The following is a 24,048-nucleotide window of genomic DNA, read 5'->3' on the forward strand; positions in this document are numbered from 1 at the left end:
ACTAATTCCTGAAAACTAAAACTACTTTTCTTCGTTCGGGAGAGTATTAATTGTTGAATATCCCCAAACATGTACGTCGGCTTCGCCGAACTTTCTAAACAATCTTTTTAACCTTTTCATTTTGTTATCCTTTCATTTACATGTTTTATAACACAAAAATAAGGCCTTTGTTTATAGGTTGTACCTAAAAAAGGCAGAATTTTATGTTTTATAGCATATTAATTGATTTGCATCAATTAATTTAATTCTTAAGAAACTGTTTCGTAATATAAATGGCAGTAAACCGATAACAAAGTGGCAGTAAATAAGACAAAAAGGCACGGAAGAAATATCATCCGTGCCTTTTTCCATACGATACCTATTATATAATAGAAAGGAATAAGCTATATAACAGGAAAGAATACGTTATATCATACGTTTTTTTACTTCATTGGAGTCTGTTCCAAAGTTGCTACGAGGAAGTCATAAAACTTCTGTACGGTAGGAATCAATGCTCTTTCGTCCGGCGAGTGCGGAGAACGCAATGTCGGGCCGAAGGAAATCATGTCCAATCCCGGAATGATAGCGCCGATAATACCACATTCCAAACCTGCATGAATCACTTTCACCGCGGGTTCTACTCCAAACTGCTGCTTATAAGATGATTTCATCGCGTGCAGAATCGGTGAATTAACATCGGGCTGCCAACCGGAATAGCCACCTGTCATCTCCACCTTCATTCCTGCCATAGAGAAACAAGACTCAAGACTGGTAGTCAGATATTCCTTCATGCTATCAGAGGAGCTGCGAGCCAAAATCTTAATAGCCGCCTTGCCTTCGCCAATCGTTATTATAGCAAGATTGGAAGAAGTTTCCACTGTATCGGGCACAGTAGGAATCATACGCGTCACGCCATTCTGACAAGCAAAGATGGCATCAATCAGGTTATCCTGAATTTCTTCGGGCACCTGACCTGCCGGAAGTTCCACACGTTCCGCCGTAAAGCTGATCGGAGTTTCGATAGCCGAATATTCTTCATTGAACAGGTCTTCGCAGTATTTCACCAAGCCCAGCAATTCTTCTTCATTCTCAGCAGGGATAGTAACGATGGCGTGCGCTTCACGTGGAATGGCATTTCGCATATTGCCACCTTCCCAACTAGCCAGACGGGCTTCATAACTGGCGACAGCTTCACGGATAAAGCGAACCAGCAATTTATTGGCATTGGCACGGCCTTCATTGATTTCCAATCCGGAATGTCCGCCACGCAAGCCTTTCAAGGTAACTTTTACAGCAATGTCGCCTGCTTCGGGAGCTACTTCCTTATATTCCAACGTAGCAGTGACGTCCATACCGCCGGCACAACCGATGTACAGTTCGCCTTCGTCTTCCGAGTCGAGGTTCAGAAGGATTTCCCCATTCACCGTACCCGGTTTCAATCCGAATGCACCGAACATTCCGGTTTCTTCGTCTTTGGTAATGAGGGCTTCCAACGGGCCGTGCTTCAGGTCTTTGGCTTCCAGTACGGCCATGATGGCAGCTACGCCAAGTCCGTTGTCAGCACCCAGGGTAGTGCCTTTCGCTTTTACCCAGTCGCCATCTATATATGTTTCAATCGGGTCTTTTTCAAAATCGTGCACGGTATCGTTGTTCTTTTGAGGAACCATATCCATATGCGCCTGAAGAATTACACCTTTCCGGTTTTCCATGCCCGGAGTCGCGGGTTTGCGGATAATCACGTTGCCTGCTTCGTCAACAAACGATTCCAGCCCCAGGCCTTTTCCGAAATTAATCAGGAAGTCAGTCACTTTTTCCATATGTCCTGACGGACGGGGAATTTGAGTCAACGAATAAAAATGCTTCCACACGTTCTGTGGAGCTAAAGAAAGAATTGTACTCATAACAAATATTTTAAAACTGTTTTAAATCTAATAATTAAACAGTGGCAAGTTATGGAAAAGTTTTCAGATGACAAAGGACGTTAGCAAAAACATTCATTCCAAAGCCAACATTCGCATATCATCCAAGTAGATTCTTTAAGAAAATATCATTCCCGATGCCTATTGGTAAACGGTAAAGCTGCAAAGCCATAGATACCCAGCAAAACGACCAGAAGGGTTTGGATACCGTGTACAATCAAGGCAAAGACTCCGGCATCCACTTCATTAACCCCATAAAACATCATCATGGAAATGATGGCGAAGTGCCACGGCCCCGCCCCGTTGGGAGTAGGTACAATTACGGCGAATGTACCGACTACAAACATGACCAATGCCGCCATCATGTCCAGGTGAGCGGTGAAAGCGAAGCAATAGAATGTAAAATAGAAATGGAAAAAGTAGCATGCCCAAATGGCCAATGTATAAAAAATAAAGAGGGGGATATTGCGCACGCCCTTCAACGACATGATGCCTTCCCAAATATTAAGTACAAAGCCTTTCACTTTTTCGTAGAAAAACAATGTCTTTCTTAAATAATAAAGAAGTACTCCCACCCCGATAAAACAAAACAGGACAATGTAAAACCAAACAGACGTCAGAAGATGCAGAAGGGAAGGTATCTTCGTTCCGGTCTGCTGAAGGAAAGTGACAAATACCGGCATTTGCAGTAATACGGTAACGCCTGTTATCAGAAGGATGGTCAGTGTATCGACCAGCCGTTCGGTCACGACCGTCCCCAGTGATTTGGCAAATGACACATTGTCATATTTGGCTAATATGCCACAGCGGCTCACTTCGCCGATTCTAGGGATAACCAGACTGGCCGCATAAGAGACAAAGATAGCGTTCACACAGTCGCTTCTTTTCGGAAAAGCGTCCAGCGGCTCCAGCGTCTGCCGCCATCGCCAGCCACGAAACACTTGGGCAAGGACTCCGAACAATAGTGAGAAAAGCATCCACCACCAGTTTGTGCCGTGCATCAATACATCGCCCACCTTTGCAAAATCAAAGTCGCGATATACCCAAAACAAGATAAAGCCGCCCAAAACAATCGGTAACACTAGCTTCAGCGTCTTTTTTAATAGTTTCTCCATTCTTTATTCTTCGATTAGCTACGCCGGCACATCATTTATTTTTTTAAATAGTGGCACGTTCTTCATTTAAAAGAATTACCTTTGTCGGCTGCAAAAGTAATTATTTAGTTGGTAAATGAAATTAGTAAAGCCTAAAAAGTTTCTCGGACAGCACTTTCTGAAAGATTTGAAAGTTGCGCAGGATATTGCCGATACCGTCGACACCTTCCCGGAATTACCTATTCTCGAAGTGGGGCCGGGCATGGGAGTATTGACCCAGTTTCTGGTAAAAAAAGACCGGTTAGTGAAAGTCGTGGAAGTTGACTATGAATCGGTTGCCTATCTCCGCGAAGCCTATCCGTCACTGGAAGACCATATCATCGAGGACGACTTTCTGAAGATGAACCTCAACCGGTTGTTCGACGGCAAACCTTTCGTCCTGACCGGTAATTACCCGTATAATATCTCCAGCCAGATTTTTTTCAAGATGCTGGACAATAAGAATATTATACCCTGCTGCACAGGTATGATTCAGAAGGAAGTGGCCGAACGTATCGCCGCCGGCCCCGGCAGCAAGACGTATGGTATCCTCAGCGTACTGATACAGGCATGGTACAAAGTGGAATATCTGTTCACTGTGAGCGAGCATGTATTCAATCCGCCCCCAAAAGTGAAAAGTGCCGTTATCCGAATGACTCGCAACGACACGAAAGAGTTGGGATGCGACCCGAAACTGTTCAAGCAAGTGGTGAAAACAACTTTCAACCAACGCCGCAAGACATTGCGCAACTCCATCAAGCCGATTTTAGGAAAAGACTGTCCGCTGACAGAAGACATATTATTCAATAAACGCCCGGAGCAACTATCGGTAGAAGAATTTATCGACTTGACCAATAAAGTGGAACAAGCATTAAAACTTTTATGATCGACAACAATGAACGAGGAATACATTGACAACGTAAAGCATCTTATCGAACAGAAAGAGGAAGATAAGGTAAAAGAACTTCTCATCGACCTTCATCCGGCCGACATCGCTGAATTATGCAACGACCTGAACCCGGAAGAAGCCAAGGCAGTCTACCGGCTGCTCGATAACGAGGTAGCCGCCGACGTACTGGTCGAGATGGACGAGGACGCCCGTAAGGAACTTCTCGAAATGCTTCCTTCGGAGACTATCGCCAAGCGTTTCGTCGACTACATGGATACGGATGATGCCGTAGACCTGATGCGTGAACTTGACGAGGACAAACAGGAAGAGGTTCTTTCACACATTGAAGATATCGAACAGGCGGGAGATATCGTTGACTTGTTGAAGTATGACGAGAATACCGCCGGTGGTTTGATGGGTACGGAAATGGTGCTTGTCAATGAGAACTGGAGTATGCCCGAATGTCTGAAAGAAATGCGCCAACAGGCGGAAGAACTGGACGAAATCTATTATGTATATGTCATCGACGATGACGAACGTCTGCGGGGTATTTTTCCATTGAAGAAGATGATTACTTCCCCGTCTGTATCGAAAGTGAAACATGTGATGCAAAAAGACCCGACTTCCGTACATGTGGATACGCCTATCGACGAAGTGGTACAGGCGATTGAGAAATATGACCTGGTGGCGATTCCCGTTGTCGACAGTATCGGCAGGCTTGTCGGGCAAATCACCGTCGACGACGTCATGGACGAAGTCCGTGAACAGTCGGAACGTGACTACCAGTTGGCTTCCGGTCTTTCACAGGACGTAGAAACCGATGACAACGTGCTCAAACAGACAACGGCACGTCTTCCGTGGCTGCTTATCGGTATGATTGGCGGAATCGGGAACTCCATGATATTAGGTAATTTCGACTCTACTTTCGCGGCTCATCCCGAGATGGCATTATATATCCCGCTCATCGGCGGTACGGGTGGAAATGTCGGTACACAATCTTCGGCCATCATCGTGCAGGGATTGGCTAACAGTTCACTGGACGCCAAAGACACTTTCAAGCAAATCACGAAGGAAGCAGTGGTGGCTTTAATCAATGCCACTATTATTTCGTTATTGGTATATACTTACAACTTTATCCGGTTCGGCGCGACGGCTACGGTCACTTATTCCGTATCCATCAGCTTGTTTGCCGTGGTGATGTTCGCTTCTATTTTCGGAACACTGGTACCGATGACGCTTGAGAAACTAAAAATCGACCCTGCCATCGCAACAGGCCCCTTTATAGCCATTACAAATGACATCATCGGTATGATGTTGTACATGGGAATTACGGTTTTATTGTCATAAAAACAAGATAAACAAAAAAAAATAAGCGAAATAGTATGAAGTAATCGTTTTATTTCATTAATTTGTGACCCAAAACTAATATACAATGATGGACGCTCATGACACTAATCAACCCTTGAACCAAGGGGAATTAGAAGAAGAAAAGAAAACAGCCGAGGTTTCTGAACCTATTACAGAGACTCCGACTGAAGAAGTTACTGCCGAAGTTCAACCTGAAGCAGCTCCTAAACCTGCCACGAAGGAAGATGTACTAAACCTGTTGAAAGAGCTTGCGCAGGATGCCGAGAATGCGAATAAGCAGGAAATTGACAATCTGAAACAATCATTCTACAAGTTACATAATGCCGAACTGGAAGCTGCCAAAAAGGAGTTTACAGACAACGGTGGCGCGGTTGAGGACTTTGCCCCGCAAGAAGACCCGACAGAAGAAGAGTTCAAGCGTCTGATGAGAGTCATCAAAGACAGGCGAAGCAAACTGGTTGCCGAGCAGGAACGACAGAAGGAAGAGAACCTGCAAGTTAAACTTTCCATTATCGAAGAACTGAAGGAGTTGGTGGAATCCGGAGACGATGCCAACAAGTCTTATACAGAATTCAAGAAGCTGCAACAACAATGGAATGAGACGAAGTTGGTTCCGCAAGGCAAAGTGAATGAACTTTGGAAGAATTACCAATTATATGTAGAGAAGTTCTACGATTTGTTGAAACTGAATAACGAATTCCGCGAATATGACTTCAAGAAGAACCTGGAAATAAAGACGCATCTCTGCGAAGCTGCCGAAAAACTGGCTGACGAGGAAGATGTGGTTTCCGCTTTCCACCAACTTCAGAAATTGCATCAGGAATTCCGTGATACGGGCCCGGTAACGAAAGAGTTGCGCGATGAAATCTGGAACCGCTTCAAGGCTGCGTCTACGATTGTCAACCGCCGTCACCAACAGCACTTCGAAGCCCTGAAGGAAGTGGAACAGCATAACTTGGATCAGAAGACCGTTATCTGCGAAATCGTAGAAGCGATAGAGTATGCCGAACTGAAAACATTCTCTGCCTGGGAGAACAAGACGCAGGAAGTGATTGCTTTGCAGAACAAATGGAAGACCATCGGTTTTGCCCCGCAAAAGATGAATGTGAAGATTTTCGAACGTTTCCGCCATGCCTGCGATGATTTCTTCAAGAAAAAAGGAGAATTCTTCAAGAGCCTGAAAGAGGGAATGAACGAGAACCTGGAGAAGAAGAAAGCGCTCTGCGAACAAGCGGAAGCCCTGAAAGACAGCACTGATTGGAAAGCGACTGCCGACGCGTTGACCAAGCTCCAAAGAGAATGGAAAACGATTGGCCCGGTATCCAAGAAACACTCGGACGCTGTCTGGAAACGTTTCATCTCTGCATGCGACTACTTCTTTGAACAGAAGAACAAGGCCACTTCTTCCCAACGTTCTGTTGAAATAGAGAATATGGAGAAAAAGAAGGCATTGATTGAAAAGTTATCTGCCATCGACGAAAACATGGATACGGAAGAAGCCAACACGCTCGTCCGCGACTTAATGAAAGAGTGGAATTCTATCGGCCATGTACCTTTCAAAGAAAAAGACAGACTGTACAAACAGTATCATACGGTCATCGACCAACTGTTTGACCGCTTTAATATCAACGCTTCCAACAAGAAGCTGAGCAACTTCCGTTCGAATATCAGCAACATACAAGGTAGCGGCTCACAATCCCTGTACAGAGAGCGTGAAAAGTTGATGCGTGCCTATGAGAACATGAAGAATGAGCTTCAGACGTATGAAAATAATCTGGGCTTCCTTACTTCCACTTCCAAGAAAGGTAGCAGCCTGCTAACTGAATTGAACCGCAAGGTGGATAAGTTGAAAGCTGACTTGGAATTGGTATTGCAGAAAATCAAGGTGATTGATGAATCTATAAAGGCGGAAGAATAACCTTTCGGTTGATTCTGAAACTTATTTGATTCAAAGATATAAAAACAGGTCTTATCACTTTCATAGGTGATAAGACCTGTTTTTCTGTTGTTCAACCTATTTTTGAGAACCGCTCCCAAAAGAGCATTCGTGTCACCGAATTTGCCACCGAATTAGCGTCAACTTTTTTCGGATGGTATTTGTCAAAGCACAAAAAACCCGCTAAAATTGCATTTTTAGCGGGTTTTTGTCAGTAAAAAGCTGGTGTTTTGTTGGGCTACCTGGATTCGAACCAGGAATGACAGGACCAGAATCTGTAGTGTTACCATTACACCATAGCCCAATGATTTTCGTTTGCGGGTGCAAAGATACAAATAATTTGGGAATTCAAAACATTTCTGCTGTTTTTTTTGCTAAAATCTTCAAATTAGCTTTTCATTGGCAAGTATCTCCACTAAAAAACACAAAAATTGGGGTATAACTTTCTTGTATCCAATAAATCAGCGTATATTTGTCAAAAATATCACGTTTATAATCAGAAACAAAGGACAGTCTTTTTTTGTTATAAACTAAAAGAACATGAATTATTAATTTCAATTGCAAGAATGAACGATACTAAAGTATTAATTGAAAAAATAAAAGAAGGAATCCAAGAGAAAAAAGGTAAAAACATAATTATTGCCGATTTAACCAGTATAGAAGATACCATCTGTAAATATTTCGTTATCTGTCAGGGAAACTCTCCCAGCCAAGTGAGTGCCATCGTAGATTCAATCAGAGAATTTACACGCAAAGGCGCTGATACCAAGCCTTTTGCGATTGACGGACTTCGGAATGCAGAATGGGTTGCCATGGACTATTCTGATGTATTGGTACATGTCTTTTTGCCGGAAGTCAGAGGTTTCTACAATCTCGAACATCTTTGGGCGGATGCCAAACTTACTCAAATCCCCGATTTAGACTAATTTACGATTATGGACAATAATAATAGCAATAATAACAATGGCAATAAACCTAACAATAAGGTTAATTTGCCGAAGTTCAATCTGAACTGGATGTATATGATTATTGCCCTGATGCTTCTCGGCCTCTGGTGGGGCAGTGATTCAAAGGGTGCTGGAAGCAAAGCTGTTACTTACAGCGAGTTACAGGATTACGTTAAAAATGGATATATCAGCAAGGTGTTGGGCTATGAAGATAAGTCTATCGAAGCGTATCTGAAACCGACTGCCGTAGGTGCGGTGTTCGGTGCAGACTCTACAAAGGTAGGACGCAACCCTATCATTACGAGTAGAGCGCCGTCTACCGATAAACTGGAGGAATTCTTGCAGGCTGAAAAAGAAGCCGGACACTTTGACGGTACATCGGATTATCCGCCTAAGTCGGATATATTCCCGGCTATCCTGATTCAGATACTTCCTCTTGTATTGCTGGTTGCCCTATGGATATTCTTCATGCGCCGCATGAGCGGTGGTGGCAGCGGTGGCCCCGGCGGTGTGTTCAATGTAGGAAAATCAAAAGCACAACTTTTTGAAAAAGGTGGTTCTATCAAAATCACATTCAAGGATGTGGCAGGTTTGGCAGAAGCCAAGCAGGAAGTGGAAGAAATTGTGGAGTTCCTGAAAGAACCGCAGAAATATACAGACCTGGGTGGTAAAATACCTAAAGGCGCATTGTTGGTAGGCCCTCCGGGAACCGGTAAGACGTTGCTTGCAAAGGCTGTTGCCGGTGAAGCGAATGTGCCTTTCTTCTCTTTGGCGGGTTCTGACTTCGTGGAAATGTTCGTGGGTGTAGGTGCATCCCGTGTCCGCGACTTGTTCAAGCAGGCAAAGGAAAAGGCTCCCTGTATCGTCTTTATTGATGAGATTGATGCTGTGGGACGTGCACGTGGCAAGAACCCTGCAATGGGTGGAAATGATGAACGCGAGAACACGTTGAACCAGTTGCTGACAGAGATGGACGGTTTCGGTTCCAACAGTGGTGTTATCATTCTGGCTGCTACCAACCGTGTAGACGTGTTGGACAAGGCGTTGCTTCGTGCCGGACGTTTTGACCGTCAGATACATGTAGACCTGCCCGACCTGAACGAACGTAAAGAAGTATTCGGCGTACATTTGCGCCCGATTAAGATAGATGATACAGTGGACGTAGATTTGCTGGCACGCCAGACTCCGGGATTCTCCGGTGCGGATATTGCCAATGTCTGCAATGAAGCGGCATTGATTGCAGCCCGCCATGGTAAGAAGTTCGTAGGCAAACAGGATTTCTTGGATGCTGTCGACCGTATCATCGGTGGTCTGGAAAAGAAAACCAAAATTACAACGGAAGCCGAAAGACGTTCTATTGCCCTGCATGAAGCGGGTCACGCTTCTATCTCCTGGTTGTTGGAATATGCCAATCCGCTGATTAAGGTAACGATTGTTCCTCGCGGACGCGCGTTGGGCGCTGCCTGGTATTTGCCGGAAGAGCGTCAGATTACGACTAAGGAACAGATGCTTGACGAAATGTGTGCAACCCTTGGCGGACGCGCGGCTGAAGATTTATTCATGGGTCGTATCTCAACAGGGGCCATGAACGACTTGGAGAGAGTGACAAAACAGGCATATGGCATGATTGCTTATCTAGGTATGAGCGACAAGTTGCCGAACCTGTGTTATTATAATAATGAAGAATATTCTTTCAACCGTCCATATAGCGAAAAGACCGCCGAACTCATTGACGAAGAAGTCAAGAAAATGGTGAACGAGCAGTATGAACGTGCCAAGCAAATTCTGTCCGAACATAAAGAAGGACACAACAAACTGACACAGTTACTGATTGACAAAGAAGTTATCTTTGCGGAAGACGTTGAACGTATCTTCGGAAAACGTCCATGGGCGTCCCGTTCGGAAGAAATCATGGCTGCGAAAGAAAGCCAGGATGCTGCGAAAGCTGAAAGGGAACTAGCTGAAAAGCTGAAAGGAGAAGAAAAAGAAATCAAAGAAGAGGAAGCTGAAAATACCGCAGAGGAAAAAGCTGCCGCTACGGGAACGAAAGTAACCGCGCAAGGAACGAAAGTGACTGTAGAGAGAAATACGTCTACGGGAGCAGAAACGAATGAGGAAAAATAAGCTGTCCAAATCCAACTAATTAAACACGCTGATTTTGATTAACAATTTTATAAAACGAGCTATTACGGGTGTACTCTTCGTTGCCATCCTGGTGGGGTGCATCCTTTACAACCCATTAAGTTTTGGCATCCTGTTCACTATCATCAGTGCGCTGACTATATATGAGTTTGGCCAGTTGGTTAATATGCGGGCTGAAGGAGTCAATATTAACAAGATGATTACGATGTTGGGCGGAGCCTATTTATTCCTTGCAATAATGGGATTCTGCACAAATGAAGGACAGGAAGGTTCGAAGATTTTCATTCCGTATGTACTTCTACTCCTCTATATGATGATTAGTGAATTGTACCTGAAGAAAGAGAATCCGATACTCAACTGGGCTTATTCCATGTTCAGCCAATTGTATATCGGTCTGCCTTTTGCCATGTTGAATATATTGGCATTCAATTATGACCCGACATACAGCAGTGTTTCTTACAATCCGATTTTACCGTTATCCATCTTCATTTTCCTTTGGTTGAATGACACAGGTGCATATTGCATCGGCTCACTTATCGGCAAACACAGACTGTTTGAACGTATTTCACCAAAGAAATCCTGGGAAGGCTCTATCGGCGGCGGAGTGGTAGCTATCGGAGTTTCTTTTGTACTGGCTCACTATTTCCCGTTCATGTCCATGTGGGAATGGGCAGGACTGGCATTGGTGGTTGTCGTATTCGGTACATGGGGTGACCTGACGGAATCATTGCTCAAACGCCAGTTGCACGTTAAGGATTCGGGAACAATTCTTCCGGGACATGGCGGAATGCTCGATCGGTTTGACAGTGCTTTGATGGCTATTCCAGCGGCAGTTGCTTATATATACGCATTGACGTGGTTTTAATCCGGACTTCTTTTAGAAGAATAGAATTGCAATAAAATAATAAAGGTCGGGAACTTCTTTGGAAGTATCCCGACCTTTTTCACACACAGCAAATCATAGTTAGAGGTTATCGGATTGAAGAAGTAGAATGTACATCCTTCGCTTTTTCCGGTACACCTACCGGATGATCCAAGTCAAGTACAATCACTCTGCCTTCTCCATTATCTTTTGAGTTTATTGTAACCTTAAAACCTTTTGGTGCCACCCAGGAATCTTTTGGTGTCGGATAGAATTTCTCCAAATTATAAGAAACTCGTCCCCATCCCCAATAACCGGTCTTGTCATCATACGTATTATAACGCAGTTCCAAGTGTACATAACCGTCTTCCGCCACTTTTAGAGGTGTCGGTTCTTCCGCACCAATCAGGTTTTGTACAAGGCTGATACGATGTTTTTCAGAACGGGGAATATCCTGACGGAAGATTACGTTCAGGAACTTTCCACCCAACCACATATCGCCTTGATAAATCAAGATAGGGTCATTCCCGAATTCTTCGGACTCTTCTTCAGTTTTCATTTCTTCCACTTCTTTAGTCAACACATCCTGAATCCCTTCCATCTTCACCTGGACTCCACCTTCCACATCATACAGAGGATTGAAGAAGGCAACTACACGTTCACCATCTACCGGCTTGTACCAGGGAATAGAAGTACTGACCGGATCAATCGTTCCCCAACGGTCACCTTTCAAATAATAACCACCGCCACCGGTTGCATGAACTGTCGCCCAGTCCCAACTGAAATCTCCTATCGAATAACCGTCATCATCACATGACTGTAACATCGGCACTAATGCCAGCAATAAAATACCTAAAAGCCACTTAATTTTTCTCATATTGTTTTTCCTTTCTTTTTTAACCTTCTGTACTATAAATAAAAAAGCCGTGCAAATATTGCATCGGCTTTACGTTTATTCAGAAAAAGAAAGTTATTTTTTCAACAGGGCTAGCATTTCACGCGCTGCATGACGGGGAGCACCGGCAGGGCCTAACCGTTCTGCCATATACTCATATTCTTTAAGCATCTGTTTTCTATACTTTTCATTTTCAAGTATATTCTTCAATTCCTGCTGTATATTCTTTATGGTCATCGTGTCCGCCACCAACTCTTTCACCACTTCACGGTCGGCAATCAGATTGACCAATGAAATAAATCTCACCGTCAGAATATGACGCCGCAAGAATGAAATGACTTTCCCGATAGGAGTATGATAACAAACGACCTGGGGAACGCGGAACAAAGCCGTCTCAAGAGTAGCTGTACCCGAAGTGACCAAAGCCGCATCCGCATGCTGCAAAAGCCGATATGTCTGATCGAAGATTATTTTCACTTTCGCATCGCCCATGTATCGCTTGTAGTATTCGGGAGCAATAGCAGGAGCTCCTGCCAAAACAAGTTGATAATCAGGAAAAGCGGATGCCGCCTTCAACATATCCGGCAGATTATCCTTAATCTCCTGTTTCCGGCTTCCCGCCAAAAGGGCAATTATCGGCTTATTCTCCAATTGGTTCTCCGCTATAAATGTTTCAAAGTCTTTCGGATGTGCTTCCTGATACGCAGTAACTTCATCTACCGTAGGATTGCCTACATAATGAATGGGGTACTGGTGTTTTCCTTCGAAAAATTCCACTTCGAAAGGAAGGATAGAGAAAAGCTCGTCCACATCACGCTTTATATTCTTGATACGGTACTCTTTCCATGCCCATATCTTCGGAGAAATATAATAGTAAACCGGAATCTGCGTCCTGGCATGCACGAATTTGGCAATATCGAGGTTGAACCCCGGATAGTCCACCAAGATTACTACATCAGGATTCCAAGAAACGATATCTTCCTTGCAACGTTTCATGTTCGCAAAAATGGTGCGCAGATGAAGCAATACAGGAATAAAACCCATATAAGCCAATTCCTTATAATGCTTTACCATTGTTCCGCCGACAGCAGCCATCAGGTCGCCCCCGAAAAAACGGAAATCAGCCTGCGGGTCTTCCGCTTTCAGGGCAGACATCAGATGGGATGCGTGCAAGTCGCCGGATGCTTCGCCGACAATCAGATAATACTTCATATTTAATAGATTACAGATAATGAAGAATAAAGAATGAGGAAAAGAATGTCATTCATTCCCCATTATCATTTGTCCGTTATCCATTTGTTCAATTCGTCGATAAAGTCATATGCCGTCACATCAACGGTAGTCGGAGTGATAGCCACATAGCCATTTGCCAGTGCCCAGTGGTCGTTCTTCTCGTTTTCGGGTTCATGGTCGGTAAATTCACCCGCCAACCAGAAATAATTCGGGTCGGTCAGACGGGGACAAGCAGTCCATTCGTTGCTCCAATGCCCTTTTGCTTGTTCACAGACCTTTATTCCTTTTATATCAGTTGTATCCGGGAAGTTCACATTAAGACAAGTCAGAGCGGGAAGTCCTTTTTCCAGTACCATCGAGGCAATACTGCGGATGTAAGGGCCGGCAGCGTCAAAATCGGCATCCTGCTCATGGTTGCACAAAGAGAAACCTATGGAAGGAATCCCATTCAGACACCCTTCAATCACCACTCCCATTGTACCGGAATAATGCACATTTGAAGCCGAATTATCTCCGTGGTTGATACCGCCGACTACCAGATCCGGCATTCTGTCGAGTACTGTATTTCGTGCCAGTTTGATACAGTCGGTCGGTGTACCCGTGCATTTATAGACCGTCAATCCTACTTCTTTCTTGACCAGTTGATAATGAACGGGCTGCGTCACCGTCAGCGCACAACCGCTGCCCGAACGTGGGGAATCAGGTGCCATTACTACAATTTCCCCCAAAGGGCGAAGAAACTTCACCAGTTCATTAATACCTTTAGCCATCACGCCATCGTCATTCGATACGAGTATCAACGGCTTTTCATTTTCCATATATTCAATCCTTTCCTTTTTAATATCCGCACAAAAGTAGCAAAAAGAAGCCGTACTGCCAAACCCTCTACTCATCAGATGAAAAGTATCTTCCCACCCCCACTCTTACCCGTTTACAAATCTTAATCTTCTGCAAGCGAGCAAAAAAAGAAATAAATATCCAATATAAATATGTATATTTGCAGGCTCACAAAGAGAAAAGTAGATGAGCAACCTGTCTTGGTTTTGTGGCTGTTTCGTCCGACAGTTATTAACAAAACAGGTGACTTATCAACAGAAATTGCAAAGTTTCTCTTTTTTCGTAGGCGCTCTAAGGATTTATCACTTATTTCGCTGCCAATAAATTTAGAGAATATGGGAAAAATTATTGCTTTGGCCAATCAAAAAGGCGGTGTAGGAAAGACTACGACTACGATTAACCTCGCAGCCTCACTTGCTACACTCGAAAAGAAGGTACTCGTGATAGATGCCGACCCGCAAGCGAATGCCTCTTCCGGACTGGGAGTAGACATCAAGCAGTCGGAATGCACTATCTATGAATGCATTATTGACAGAGCCAACGTACAGGACGCTATCCTCGACACTGAAATTGATTCTTTAAAAGTAATCTCTTCGCACATCAATCTTGTAGGAGCAGAGATTGAAATGCTGAACCTCCCAAACCGCGAAAAGATTCTGAAAGAAGTGCTCACACCCTTGAAGAAAGAATATGACTATATCCTGATAGACTGTTCGCCTTCATTAGGACTTATTACGATTAATGCCCTGACAGCGGCGGACTCGGTGATTATCCCCGTGCAAGCCGAATATTTCGCTCTCGAGGGTATCAGCAAACTGCTGAACACCATCAAAATCATCAAATCAAAACTGAATCCGGCTCTTGAAATCGAAGGTTTCCTGCTCACGATGTACGACTCACGTCTGCGCCAGGCGAACCAGATATACGATGAAGTGAAACGCCACTTCCAGGAACTGGTGTTCAACACCGTTGTCCAACGGAATGTCAAACTGAGCGAGGCTCCCAGCTACGGTATCCCGACCATCCTTTACGATGCGGACTCTACCGGCGCCAAGAACCACCTGGCTCTTGCTAAAGAGATTATCAACCGGAATAAATAAAAGAAGAAGATATGGCAACACCAAAAAGAAATGCATTAGGACGCGGACTCGACGCCTTGCTCTCGATGGATGACGTGAAAACCGAAGGTTCTTCTTCCATTAATGAAATAGAGTTGGCAAAGATTGCCGTCAATCCCAACCAGCCGCGCCGTGAGTTTGACGAAACGGCTTTGCAGGAACTGGCTGACTCGATTGCCGAAATCGGCATTATCCAACCTATTACTTTGCGTAAAGTCTCGGACGATGAATATCAGATTATCGCCGGAGAACGCCGTTACCGTGCTTCGCAAAAAGCGGGACTGAAAACAATCCCTGCTTACATCCGCACCGCCGACGACGAGAACATGATGGAAATGGCGCTGATTGAAAACATACAGCGTGAAGACCTGAATGCCGTAGAAATCGCACTTGCCTACCAGCATCTGCTCGACCAGTACGAACTGACACAGGAACGCTTGAGCGAACGTATCGGCAAAAACCGTACGACAATCGCCAACTACCTGCGCCTGCTGAAACTGCCGGCTCCCATACAGATGGCATTGCAAAACAAACAGTTGGACATGGGGCATGCACGTGCGCTCATTTCACTGGGCGACCCCAAACTACAAGTTAAAATATTCGAAGAGATACAAGAGCACGGATATTCTGTCCGTAAAGTAGAAGAAATTGTTAAATCATTAAGCGAAGGAGAAGCTGTGAAAAGCGGTACGCGGAAAATAACTCCGAAACGTGCCAAACTTCCGGAAGAGTTCAACTTATTGAAACAACAACTCTCGGGCTTTTTCAACACCAAGGTACAACTCACTTGCTCTGAAAAGGGGAAAGGAAAGATCAGTATTCCGTTCGGCAACGAAGAGGAACTGGAGCGTATCATGGAAATCTTCGATACGTTAAAGAAGTAAATGACTAGAATAAGTAAGAAATATCAGTTACCCGTCATCGCCCTGCTTCTCTGTTTTCTACAGGTGGCAGGGATTGATGTGTATGCACAATCCACTGTCACTCCGGTGCAGAAAGACACAACTATCATGCAGCGGGAAGCACCGAAAGCCCGTGCCAGAAGGCATCGTGAACCGGCGGCGCAGGACTCGCTGAAGAAAGATTCCATCCGGATTATACCGTCCAAGGAACTTCCTTCCATCGATAGCCTGTCGGCTGCCAGGATACAGATAGCGGACAGCCTGGACGCAGTGAACAAGAAGGAGTTGAAAAAGATAGAGCAACCCGCATCCATCGTTGTCAAGACAGACACAGTTCCGCCCACACAGGATATTAACAAGAAGATATTTGTCCCGAATCCGACCAAAGCGACCTGGCTGGCAGTCGTATTCCCCGGCGGCGGACAGATTTACAACCGTAAATACTGGAAGCTACCTATTATATATGGCGGATTTGCCGGCTGTGCGTATGCACTGAGCTGGAACGGCAAGATGTACAAGGACTACTCGCAAGCCTATCTGGACATCATGGACAGCAATCCGAACACCAAAAGTTACGAGGATTTGCTGCCACCCAACGCTACTTACAACGAGGAGCAGTTGAAAAATACATTAAAACGAAGAAAAGATATGTTCCGGCGTTACCGGGATCTTAGTATATTTGCATTTATCGGAGTTTATCTTATCTCTATCATCGACGCGTATGTGGATGCAGAGTTGTCCAACTTCGATATAACTCCCGACCTGAGTATGAAAGTAGAACCGGCTGTTATCGACAATAACAATCAGTTCCGCTCGAGTAGCCTGAAGAACAAGTCGGTTGGCTTGCAATGCGTATTACGATTTTAAAAAACACAATTTAGATTGATCTTATTATTGAAGCATGAAGAAATTAGTAAACTATTGTTCGATTATTTTCCTTTTACTGGTAGCAACGTCTCAAGTAAAGGCGCAAAGTGTAGATGTAGTGATTCGTGAAAATGGAACTGAACGCAAGGAAAGCATCGACTTGCCTATAAGTATGACATACCCTCTCGACAGTCTGCTGAATGACTGGAAAGCTAAAAACTATATTGATTTAGGTAAAGATTGCAGCACGGCGGAAATCAATCCCTTGTTCAGCGACTCTGTGTACATCGACCGTTTGTCACGCATCCCGGCTGTCATGGAGATGCCTTACAATGATATTGTACGCAAATTCATCGATATGTACGCAGGACGTTTGCGCAATCAGGTTTCGTTCATGCTGAGTGCCTGCAACTTCTATATGCCTATTTTTGAAGAAGCGCTGGATGCATACGGGCTTCCGTTGGAGCTGAGATACCTTCCGATTATCGAGTCTGCACTGAATCCTTCGGCCGTATCCCGTGCCGGAGCTTCCGGTTTATGGCAGTTTATGATAAATACAGGAAAAATCTACGGTCTGGAATCCAACAGCCTGGTAGACGACCGCCGCGACCCGATTAAAGCGACTTGGGCTGCTGCCCGTTACCTCAAAGAGATGTATGCCATTTACGGTGACTGGAATCTTGTGATTGCCGCTTACAACTGCGGCCCCGGTACTATCAACAAAGCCATCCGCCGTGCCAATGGTGAAACAGATTATTGGAAAATCTACAATTATCTGCCTAAAGAAACACGTGGATATGTACCTGCCTTTATCGCAGCCAACTACGTAATGACTTACTACTGCGACCATAACATCTGCCCGATGGAAACAAACATTCCGGCAAGTACGGATACAGTGCAAGTCAACAAGAACCTGCACTTCGAACAGATTGCCGACCTTTGCAATGTTCCGTTGGATCAAGTCAAGAGCTTGAATCCGCAATATAAGAAGTCAATGATTCCGGGTGACAGCAAGCCTTACACACTCCGCTTGCCTATCGAAGCCATCAGCACTTTCATCGACAGACAGGATACGATTTATGCGCATCGTGCCGACGAGTTGTTCCGTAACCGTAAGACTGTGGCTGTGAAAGACATTACGCCTGCAACACGCAAAGCGACAACAGCCGTTGCCGGTAAAGGCAAACCGACCTATCACACGATAAAAAGTGGTGACACTTTGTCATCTATTGCAGGAAGATATGGTGTTAAAGTTAAGGATATACAGCGGTGGAACGGACTGTCCAGTACAAAGATTGCCGCAGGAAAACGATTGAAAATATACAAATAAACGGTTTCCCGCTTGCACGGTTCGGAAATTTGCTTATTTTTGCAAAACCAAGCAAGTGAAAGGATAACAATTATGGATAATCTGCCCCCAAAAGAAATAGCTGACGAAGAGATGATCAATCAGGCGTTCCACGAACTACTGAATGATTATCTCAGCACAAAACATCGCAAGAAAGTCGAAATCATAACGAAGGCTTTCAACTTCGCCAATCAAGCGCATAAAGGTATCAAACGCCGTTCCGGCGAACCTTATATTATGCACCCGATTGCTGTCGCAAGTATCGTATGCAATGAAATTGGTCTTGGTTCGACCTCTATTTGTGCGGCTTTACTGCATGATGTAGTGGAAGATACTGATTATACGGTAGAAGACATCGAGAATATCTTTGGCCCGAAGATTGCCCAAATTGTAGACGGACTGACTAAAATATCCGGTGGTATCTTCGGTGACCGTGCCTCGGCACAGGCGGAGAACTTCAAGAAGTTACTGCTCACGATGTCCAACGACATCCGTGTAATCCTTATCAAGATAGCCGACCGACTGCACAACATGCGCACCCTTGGTTCCATGTTGCCCAACAAGCAATACAAGATTGCAGGAGAAACGCTTTATATCTATGCTCCATTGGCCAACCGCCTGGGTCTCTACAAGATCAAGACTGAACTCGAGAACCTGAGTTTCAAATATGAACATCCAGAAGAATATGCGGAAATAGAAGAAAAACTGAATGCCACAGCCGCCGAGCGCGACAAGGTTTTCAATGACTTCACAGCTCCTATCCGTACCCAGCTCGATAAAATGGGATTGAAATACCGGATACTTGCCCGCGTAAAATCAATCTATTCCATTTGGAACAAGATGCAGACCAAGCATGTTCCTTTCGAAGAAATCTTTGACTTGCTGGCTGTCCGAATCATCTTCGAACCACGTAACGAGGAAGAAGAGCTCAACGATTGTTTCGATATCTACGTTTCTATCTCCAAGATATACAAGCCACATCCCGACCGTCTGCGCGACTGGGTGAGCCACCCGAAAGCAAATGGTTATCAGGCGTTGCACGTCACTCTGATGGGTAACAACGGACAATGGATTGAAGTCCAAATCCGTAGCGAACGGATGAACGATGTTGCCGAACAAGGTTTTGCCGCCCACTGGAAATACAAAGAAGGCGGTGGTAGCGAAGACGAAGGCGAACTGGAAAAATGGCTGAAAACAATCAAGGAAATATTGGATGACCCGCAACCGGATGCCATCGACTTCCTGGATACCATCAAGCTGAATTTATTTGCATCCGAAATATTTGTATTCACACCGAAAGGGGAATTGAAAACTATGCCGCAGAACTCTACGGCACTCGACTTTGCTTTTTCCCTGCACACGGATATCGGCAGCCATTGTATTGGTGCCAAGGTGAATCATAAATTAGTGCCGCTAAGCCATAAGCTACAAAGTGGCGACCAAGTGGAAATATTAACCTCGAAATCGCAACGCGTGCAACCGCAATGGGAAGTATTCGCTACCACTGCCCGTGCCCGTGCCAAGATAGCGGCGATTCTCCGCAAAGAACGGAAGGCTAATCAGAAAATCGGAGAAGAGATACTTAGTGAGTTCCTGAAGAAGGAAGAAATCCGTCCGGATGATTCCGTTATTGAAAAGCTACGCAAGCTGCACAACGCCAAGAACGAAGAAGAATTGCTGGCTGCTATCGGCAGTAAAACTATCATCTTGGGAGAAGCGGACAAGAATGAACTGAAAGAAAAACAAACCAGTAACTGGAAGAAATACCTTACGTTCTCTTTCGGCAACAGCAAAGAGAAACAACAGGAAGAGAAAGAGCCGCAGGAAAAAGAAAAAATCAACCCGAAGCAAGTACTCAAGTTGACGGAAGAAAGCCTGCAAAAGAAATATATCATGGCAGAATGCTGTCATCCGATTCCGGGTGATGACGTGCTAGGTTACGTGGATGAAAACGACCGGATTATTATTCACAAACGCCAATGTCCCGTCGCTGCCAAACTGAAGAGCAGTTATGGCAACCGTATATTGGCTACGGAATGGGATACGCACAAAGAGCTTTCTTTCCTCGTATATATATATATAAAAGGTATAGACAGCATGGGACTTCTGAACGAAGTGACCCAAGTCATTTCAAGGCAACTCAATGTAAATATCCGCAAGTTGACCATCGAAACCGAGGATGGTATCTTTGAAGGAAAAATACAGTTATGGGTGCACGATGTGGAAGACGTGAAAACAATCTGCAATAATCTGAAGAAGATTCAGAATATCAAGCAGGTGAGTCGCGTGGAAGAATAAAGAGTTGAATATATACAATAAATGGCGGACAAATCATGCATAATATTGCATAATTGTCCGCCATTTATTATTCTAACAATTATAATATATTCACACTGACCGGAATAGAAAAGCCATTGGAAAATCGGACAAAAAAGACTCCCCGATAACCTTTCCCTTCTTCGGCTTTTGTATTAAAAGATATAGTAAAAGAAGAGTTTGAAACTACCTTACCCTGTTGAGCCACATCAAAAGTAAACCAATCCATATCTTTATTTTTAGTCAACGTATAACTCATGCCTGTTGGCAAATTTCCGACTTTTATATTAATCTCCCCTGTATCCTGGCATGACATTGTCAACAAGTATTTGTCAGCCTGCACATCTATAGGACGTTGCGGTATCAAAGAGGAAGCCCCATAAGACAATGCCCCCAAATCAACATCTTTTCCTTTATTTTCCGAAATATTCATTTGCATCTGCCCTTTTCCGATAGCAGGACTCTCCGGCAAAAGAGTAAAAACACCTGTCTCCGGACTGACAAATAGCGGATCTCCATATACAGCATTTTGTTCACAATCCATACTTTTCAAACGGGCTTCCCCTTTTTTATCTTTCTTGTTCGCATCAAAAAACAGGTCGTAATCAAAATGATTGTTGGTATGTGAATGAGATTCATAAATACCACATCCCCTGGCTTTAGGATTATTCTCTTTGCGATTGAAGAAAATATTATTCCTGCTATACCCCTGAAACATCCCCCTATCCACATCACTACCATACCCTACACTTGATATGCAATTTCCGGAAATATGAAAAGTATTGTTGATAAAGTAGTGTAAACCATGTGAATGCATCGTTCCTCCTCCATTTTTTATACCATAACTATACTCCCTGTTACTATCTCCCAAATTAAAGATTACATTCCTTATCAAATAAGAAGGTCCCCTCTTGTTCGGAGCCGTACTGATTCCAACCCGAGCCTGCTCAATTCTATTATTATAAAGTCGGACATTGCACTGCCCACCGTCCATTTCCAAGCCGTCATCTTGTGAAAAAGCCAGATAGTTTCCATAGACATCAGCATCCACATTCATTCCACCATCTATTTTTCCATTATTAAACCCACCCAGTAAATCATGCAAACGATAGTGATCTGCCCCCACTACATCATTATAACGGATTACTAAACCTCCCCTGCTTCTCATATATATTCCCTGCGGGCCTTGTGGATGCCAAAAACGATAAGGTATCCCTTTAGCTCTCCCAACCTCACGAACTCCATGCCAGGCATTAGAATGACCTTTAGGATCATGAATATAACATCGTTCTATTACGATATTTTTGGGTCCGGGTACTTTTCCTACCGTTCCCAAATATATACCGGCATCATTACGGATAACTACTCCTTCATCATCAATAAAACAAGCATTATCCCTTTTATATTTAGATGCAGGATAATTTATAGAATCTTCCAAATGTACCTGATCAACAGCAATACGCCCCCAAGCAGAGATATCAGCACCTATAATCCTGACATCCTCACAATTTTCACGAATTGCCACAGCATCTATCCGCCCACCTTTTACTACAAAGTTTTCTAAGATCAAATATTTGCAATCATCTATTTCCAATGCCTGGCGACAAGTAGAAGGAGCCTCAACAGCAACATCCCCTATTATCTTAATCCAGCCATTTGCGCGCCCTTTTATGCCTTTCAGCACTACTCCCGTACCAGCCTTGAATTCTTTCATCTCGCTTAACTTCAACATCTCCTTTACAGGTGGACAACTGCTCCAAGTAACAAATTTATCCTTCTTTATAGTAGTCCATTTATTTTTACGCATTTTCTCCAACCGAATCTCATACTCTGTATTCTCTTCCAAATTCATGATGGAGCCTCTCAATTGAAAACGTTGGGTATCATAATAAGGAGCAAAAGCTTCTTTCCACTGCAATTCATCTTTGGCCTTATACAAAAGCCGGAAAGTAGCGGATGTGTTCCATGCTTTATCAAATGCAACATCAAAGACCGAATCACAGTAATAACTGCAATTCTCAAATGTCGGAACCAACTGCATTTTCTTTTGTGCCGATATACTTATCCAACAGCATATCGACATCAGAACCACCAAGGAAATACGATGTAAATAACTCATAACTATCTTCTTTAATCACCTATCTTTTCAACACAAGATCTGCATCATGCAATTCCATCCCAGCCAAAATAAAAGGGGCGACACCTTTCGGATCATTCTCAACAATTTTCTCCGTCACGTAATAATGATAATCCCCTTCCCTATAAGGTTTCCCACCTAATCCACAACCTCCACATATCTGAGTCATTATCCAACCATTTGCTTTATCTGGTTTCATCAAGCAAGAGACCAGACTATCAAAAGCTTCATGAGCCACATCCAAATAGGAAATATCCAAATATCCTTTTCGAGCTCCCTTAGCAAAGCTGTATATAAACATGGAAGAGCCCGATGCTTCCAAGTAATTACCTTCCCTTCCACCACAATCAAGTACCTGAAACCAAAGTTTACTATCCGGATCCTGTACACTTAACAAAGCAGAGGCCACCTTACCATAAATAGATATTAATAAATTGCGTCCGGAATGATTCTCCGGCAAATAATCAAGCACATCCGCAATTGCCATCATATACCATCCAGTAGCCCGACTCCAAAAATGACGGGACTGTCCAGTCTCCGGGTTCGCCCAACGCTGAGTTTTACTCTCATCCCAAGCATGATAAAGCAGACCGGTCCGAGCATCCAATGTTCTATCGTAAATCAGTGTTATTTGCCGGACAGCTTCATCAAACCATTGAGGCTGTTCAAACATCTTTGCATATTCTGCCATAAAAGGTGATGCCATAAAGATGCCATCCAACCACATTTGATGAGGATATATCTTTTTATGCCAATATCCACCTTCTTTGGTACGCGGATGTGTCTCAAGCTGTTTTATTTCCTGATACAAAGCCCTTATATAACAAGAGTCACCAGTTCTTTCATAAAGTGAAAACAATGGAACAGCCGGCCGTATCTTATCCAAGTTGTACTCCTCCAACTTATAATAACGGATATTTCCCAGACTATCTACATAATAATCAAAAAAGTCTTTCATATACTTCCCATAAGCCGGATTACTGGTGTATTTTTCCAATTTACCTATAGCTTCGGCCAAAAGAGCATAATCATACTGCCAGGAAGCTCTTTTATCAAGGTGATCCATATGATGAACAATTGAATCATAGCGAGCCATCATGGCATCCGCCATTTCTATAGAATACTCCAATGGAACTTTTACAACCGGAGCAGTAGAGCATCCTGTCAGAACAGTCGAACCGACCAATGCCATAGAACAAATTATATTTTTTATTTCCATC

The 24,048-nt window shown here is 44.0% G+C and carries 18 protein-coding genes and 1 tRNA gene; 11 read left to right on the forward strand and 8 right to left on the reverse strand.

Annotated elements, in window-relative coordinates:
- Positions 1–422: 422 nt before the first annotated feature.
- A complete protein-coding gene (locus AB5443_RS13770; RefSeq protein ID WP_022136998.1) occupies positions 423–1,880 on the reverse strand; it encodes an aminoacyl-histidine dipeptidase in 1,458 nt (485 codons plus the stop codon).
- Between the two features lie 146 nt (positions 1,881–2,026).
- The gene (locus AB5443_RS13775; protein WP_022136999.1) at positions 2,027–3,013 is read right to left on the reverse strand and encodes a lysylphosphatidylglycerol synthase transmembrane domain-containing protein; all 987 of its coding nucleotides are present in this window, start codon (positions 3,011–3,013) and stop codon (positions 2,027–2,029) included.
- Positions 3,014–3,128: 115 nt separating this feature from the next.
- Here AB5443_RS13775 and rsmA point away from each other — a divergent pair, with 115 nt between their 5' ends.
- From rsmA to AB5443_RS13790, 3 genes are all read left to right on the forward strand, one after another.
- Positions 3,129–3,917, forward strand: coding sequence for a 16S rRNA (adenine(1518)-N(6)/adenine(1519)-N(6))-dimethyltransferase RsmA (rsmA, locus tag AB5443_RS13780; protein WP_368114395.1), 789 nt, complete (start codon positions 3,129–3,131; stop codon positions 3,915–3,917).
- Between the two features lie 9 nt (positions 3,918–3,926).
- On the forward strand, positions 3,927–5,267 hold the full coding sequence (gene mgtE, locus AB5443_RS13785) for a magnesium transporter (protein WP_022137001.1): 1,341 nt from the start codon (positions 3,927–3,929) through the stop codon (positions 5,265–5,267).
- A gap of 85 nt (positions 5,268–5,352) precedes the next feature.
- On the forward strand, positions 5,353–7,206 hold the full coding sequence (locus AB5443_RS13790; RefSeq protein WP_368114394.1) for a DUF349 domain-containing protein: 1,854 nt from the start codon (positions 5,353–5,355) through the stop codon (positions 7,204–7,206).
- A 251-nt stretch (positions 7,207–7,457) separates the two neighbouring features.
- Here AB5443_RS13790 and AB5443_RS13795 read toward each other — a convergent pair.
- Positions 7,458–7,528, reverse strand: a tRNA-Gln gene (locus tag AB5443_RS13795).
- Positions 7,529–7,790: 262 nt separating this feature from the next.
- Between AB5443_RS13795 and rsfS the strand changes: the two genes are divergently transcribed.
- Genes rsfS through AB5443_RS13810 form a run of 3 tightly spaced genes read left to right on the forward strand, consistent with a single transcriptional unit; the run spans position 7,791 to position 11,178 of the window.
- The gene (gene rsfS, locus AB5443_RS13800) at positions 7,791–8,150 is read left to right on the forward strand and encodes a ribosome silencing factor (protein ID WP_167962365.1); all 360 of its coding nucleotides are present in this window, start codon (positions 7,791–7,793) and stop codon (positions 8,148–8,150) included.
- A gap of 9 nt (positions 8,151–8,159) precedes the next feature.
- Complete coding sequence (gene ftsH, locus AB5443_RS13805) at positions 8,160–10,295, forward strand: ATP-dependent zinc metalloprotease FtsH (RefSeq protein ID WP_073347633.1); 2,136 nt, start codon at positions 8,160–8,162, stop codon at positions 10,293–10,295.
- 34 nt (positions 10,296–10,329) lie between these two features.
- Positions 10,330–11,178, forward strand: a complete 849-nt coding sequence (locus AB5443_RS13810) for a phosphatidate cytidylyltransferase (protein WP_368114393.1) — start codon at positions 10,330–10,332, stop codon at positions 11,176–11,178.
- 106 nt (positions 11,179–11,284) lie between these two features.
- Here AB5443_RS13810 and AB5443_RS13815 read toward each other — a convergent pair whose 3' ends face one another.
- The 3 genes from AB5443_RS13815 to surE all read right to left on the reverse strand — a co-directional run bounded on the left by AB5443_RS13815 (position 11,285) and on the right by surE (position 14,121).
- Positions 11,285–12,052, reverse strand: coding sequence for a NigD-like protein (locus tag AB5443_RS13815; protein WP_022136711.1), 768 nt, complete (start codon positions 12,050–12,052; stop codon positions 11,285–11,287).
- Positions 12,053–12,145: 93 nt separating this feature from the next.
- Positions 12,146–13,282 (reverse strand): lipid-A-disaccharide synthase, encoded by a 1,137-nt coding sequence (gene lpxB / locus AB5443_RS13820; RefSeq protein WP_368114392.1) that lies wholly within the window; start codon positions 13,280–13,282, stop codon positions 12,146–12,148.
- A 65-nt stretch (positions 13,283–13,347) separates the two neighbouring features.
- Entirely contained in the window at positions 13,348–14,121 is a 774-nt protein-coding gene (surE, locus tag AB5443_RS13825) for a 5'/3'-nucleotidase SurE (protein ID WP_368114391.1), read from the reverse strand.
- A 354-nt stretch (positions 14,122–14,475) separates the two neighbouring features.
- On the opposite strand from surE, the gene AB5443_RS13830 reads away from it, so the two are divergent.
- From AB5443_RS13830 to AB5443_RS13850, 5 genes are all read left to right on the forward strand, one after another.
- Positions 14,476–15,240 (forward strand): ParA family protein, encoded by a 765-nt coding sequence (locus tag AB5443_RS13830; protein WP_022138067.1) that lies wholly within the window; start codon positions 14,476–14,478, stop codon positions 15,238–15,240.
- An 11-nt stretch (positions 15,241–15,251) separates the two neighbouring features.
- Entirely contained in the window at positions 15,252–16,142 is an 891-nt protein-coding gene (locus tag AB5443_RS13835) for a ParB/RepB/Spo0J family partition protein (protein WP_022138066.1), read from the forward strand.
- A complete protein-coding gene (locus AB5443_RS13840; protein WP_044654555.1) occupies positions 16,143–17,027 on the forward strand; it encodes a DUF5683 domain-containing protein in 885 nt (294 codons plus the stop codon).
- Between the two features lie 34 nt (positions 17,028–17,061).
- Positions 17,062–18,357 (forward strand): lytic transglycosylase domain-containing protein, encoded by a 1,296-nt coding sequence (locus AB5443_RS13845; protein WP_022138064.1) that lies wholly within the window; start codon positions 17,062–17,064, stop codon positions 18,355–18,357.
- 72 nt (positions 18,358–18,429) lie between these two features.
- Positions 18,430–20,673, forward strand: coding sequence for a bifunctional (p)ppGpp synthetase/guanosine-3',5'-bis(diphosphate) 3'-pyrophosphohydrolase (locus tag AB5443_RS13850; protein WP_277132881.1), 2,244 nt, complete (start codon positions 18,430–18,432; stop codon positions 20,671–20,673).
- A 79-nt stretch (positions 20,674–20,752) separates the two neighbouring features.
- On the opposite strand, the gene AB5443_RS13855 is transcribed toward AB5443_RS13850, so the two are convergent.
- Both AB5443_RS13855 and AB5443_RS13860 read right to left on the reverse strand, forming a co-directional pair.
- Entirely contained in the window at positions 20,753–22,810 is a 2,058-nt protein-coding gene (locus AB5443_RS13855) for a hypothetical protein (RefSeq protein ID WP_022138062.1), read from the reverse strand.
- A gap of 19 nt (positions 22,811–22,829) precedes the next feature.
- Positions 22,830–24,047: a glycoside hydrolase family 88 protein gene (locus tag AB5443_RS13860; protein ID WP_307995306.1), complete on the reverse strand. Its 1,218-nt coding sequence runs from the start codon at positions 24,045–24,047 to the stop codon at positions 22,830–22,832.
- Position 24,048 lies beyond the last annotated feature (1 nt).

The organism is Bacteroides sp. RTP21281st1_H5_RTP21281_210402 (assembly GCF_040918965.1).
In the GTDB taxonomy this organism is placed as follows: domain Bacteria; phylum Bacteroidota; class Bacteroidia; order Bacteroidales; family Bacteroidaceae; genus Bacteroides; species Bacteroides congonensis.

Coding starts and splice junctions, on each gene's coding strand:
- AB5443_RS13770 (WP_022136998.1), bottom strand. CDS start 1,880: ATGAGTACAATTCTTTCTTTAGCTCCACAGAACGTGTGGAAGCATTTT.
- AB5443_RS13775 (WP_022136999.1), bottom strand. CDS start 3,013: ATGGAGAAACTATTAAAAAAGACGCTGAAGCTAGTGTTACCGATTGTT.
- rsmA (WP_368114395.1), top strand. CDS start 3,129: ATGAAATTAGTAAAGCCTAAAAAGTTTCTCGGACAGCACTTTCTGAAA.
- mgtE (WP_022137001.1), top strand. CDS start 3,927: ATGAACGAGGAATACATTGACAACGTAAAGCATCTTATCGAACAGAAA.
- AB5443_RS13790 (WP_368114394.1), top strand. CDS start 5,353: ATGATGGACGCTCATGACACTAATCAACCCTTGAACCAAGGGGAATTA.
- rsfS (WP_167962365.1), top strand. CDS start 7,791: ATGAACGATACTAAAGTATTAATTGAAAAAATAAAAGAAGGAATCCAA.
- ftsH (WP_073347633.1), top strand. CDS start 8,160: ATGGACAATAATAATAGCAATAATAACAATGGCAATAAACCTAACAAT.
- AB5443_RS13815 (WP_022136711.1), bottom strand. CDS start 12,052: ATGAGAAAAATTAAGTGGCTTTTAGGTATTTTATTGCTGGCATTAGTG.
- lpxB (WP_368114392.1), bottom strand. CDS start 13,282: ATGAAGTATTATCTGATTGTCGGCGAAGCATCCGGCGACTTGCACGCA.
- surE (WP_368114391.1), bottom strand. CDS start 14,121: ATGGAAAATGAAAAGCCGTTGATACTCGTATCGAATGACGATGGCGTG.
- AB5443_RS13830 (WP_022138067.1), top strand. CDS start 14,476: ATGGGAAAAATTATTGCTTTGGCCAATCAAAAAGGCGGTGTAGGAAAG.
- AB5443_RS13835 (WP_022138066.1), top strand. CDS start 15,252: ATGGCAACACCAAAAAGAAATGCATTAGGACGCGGACTCGACGCCTTG.
- AB5443_RS13840 (WP_044654555.1), top strand. CDS start 16,143: ATGACTAGAATAAGTAAGAAATATCAGTTACCCGTCATCGCCCTGCTT.
- AB5443_RS13845 (WP_022138064.1), top strand. CDS start 17,062: ATGAAGAAATTAGTAAACTATTGTTCGATTATTTTCCTTTTACTGGTA.
- AB5443_RS13850 (WP_277132881.1), top strand. CDS start 18,430: ATGGATAATCTGCCCCCAAAAGAAATAGCTGACGAAGAGATGATCAAT.
- AB5443_RS13855 (WP_022138062.1), bottom strand. CDS start 22,810: ATGAGTTATTTACATCGTATTTCCTTGGTGGTTCTGATGTCGATATGC.
- AB5443_RS13860 (WP_307995306.1), bottom strand. CDS start 24,047: ATGGAAATAAAAAATATAATTTGTTCTATGGCATTGGTCGGTTCGACT.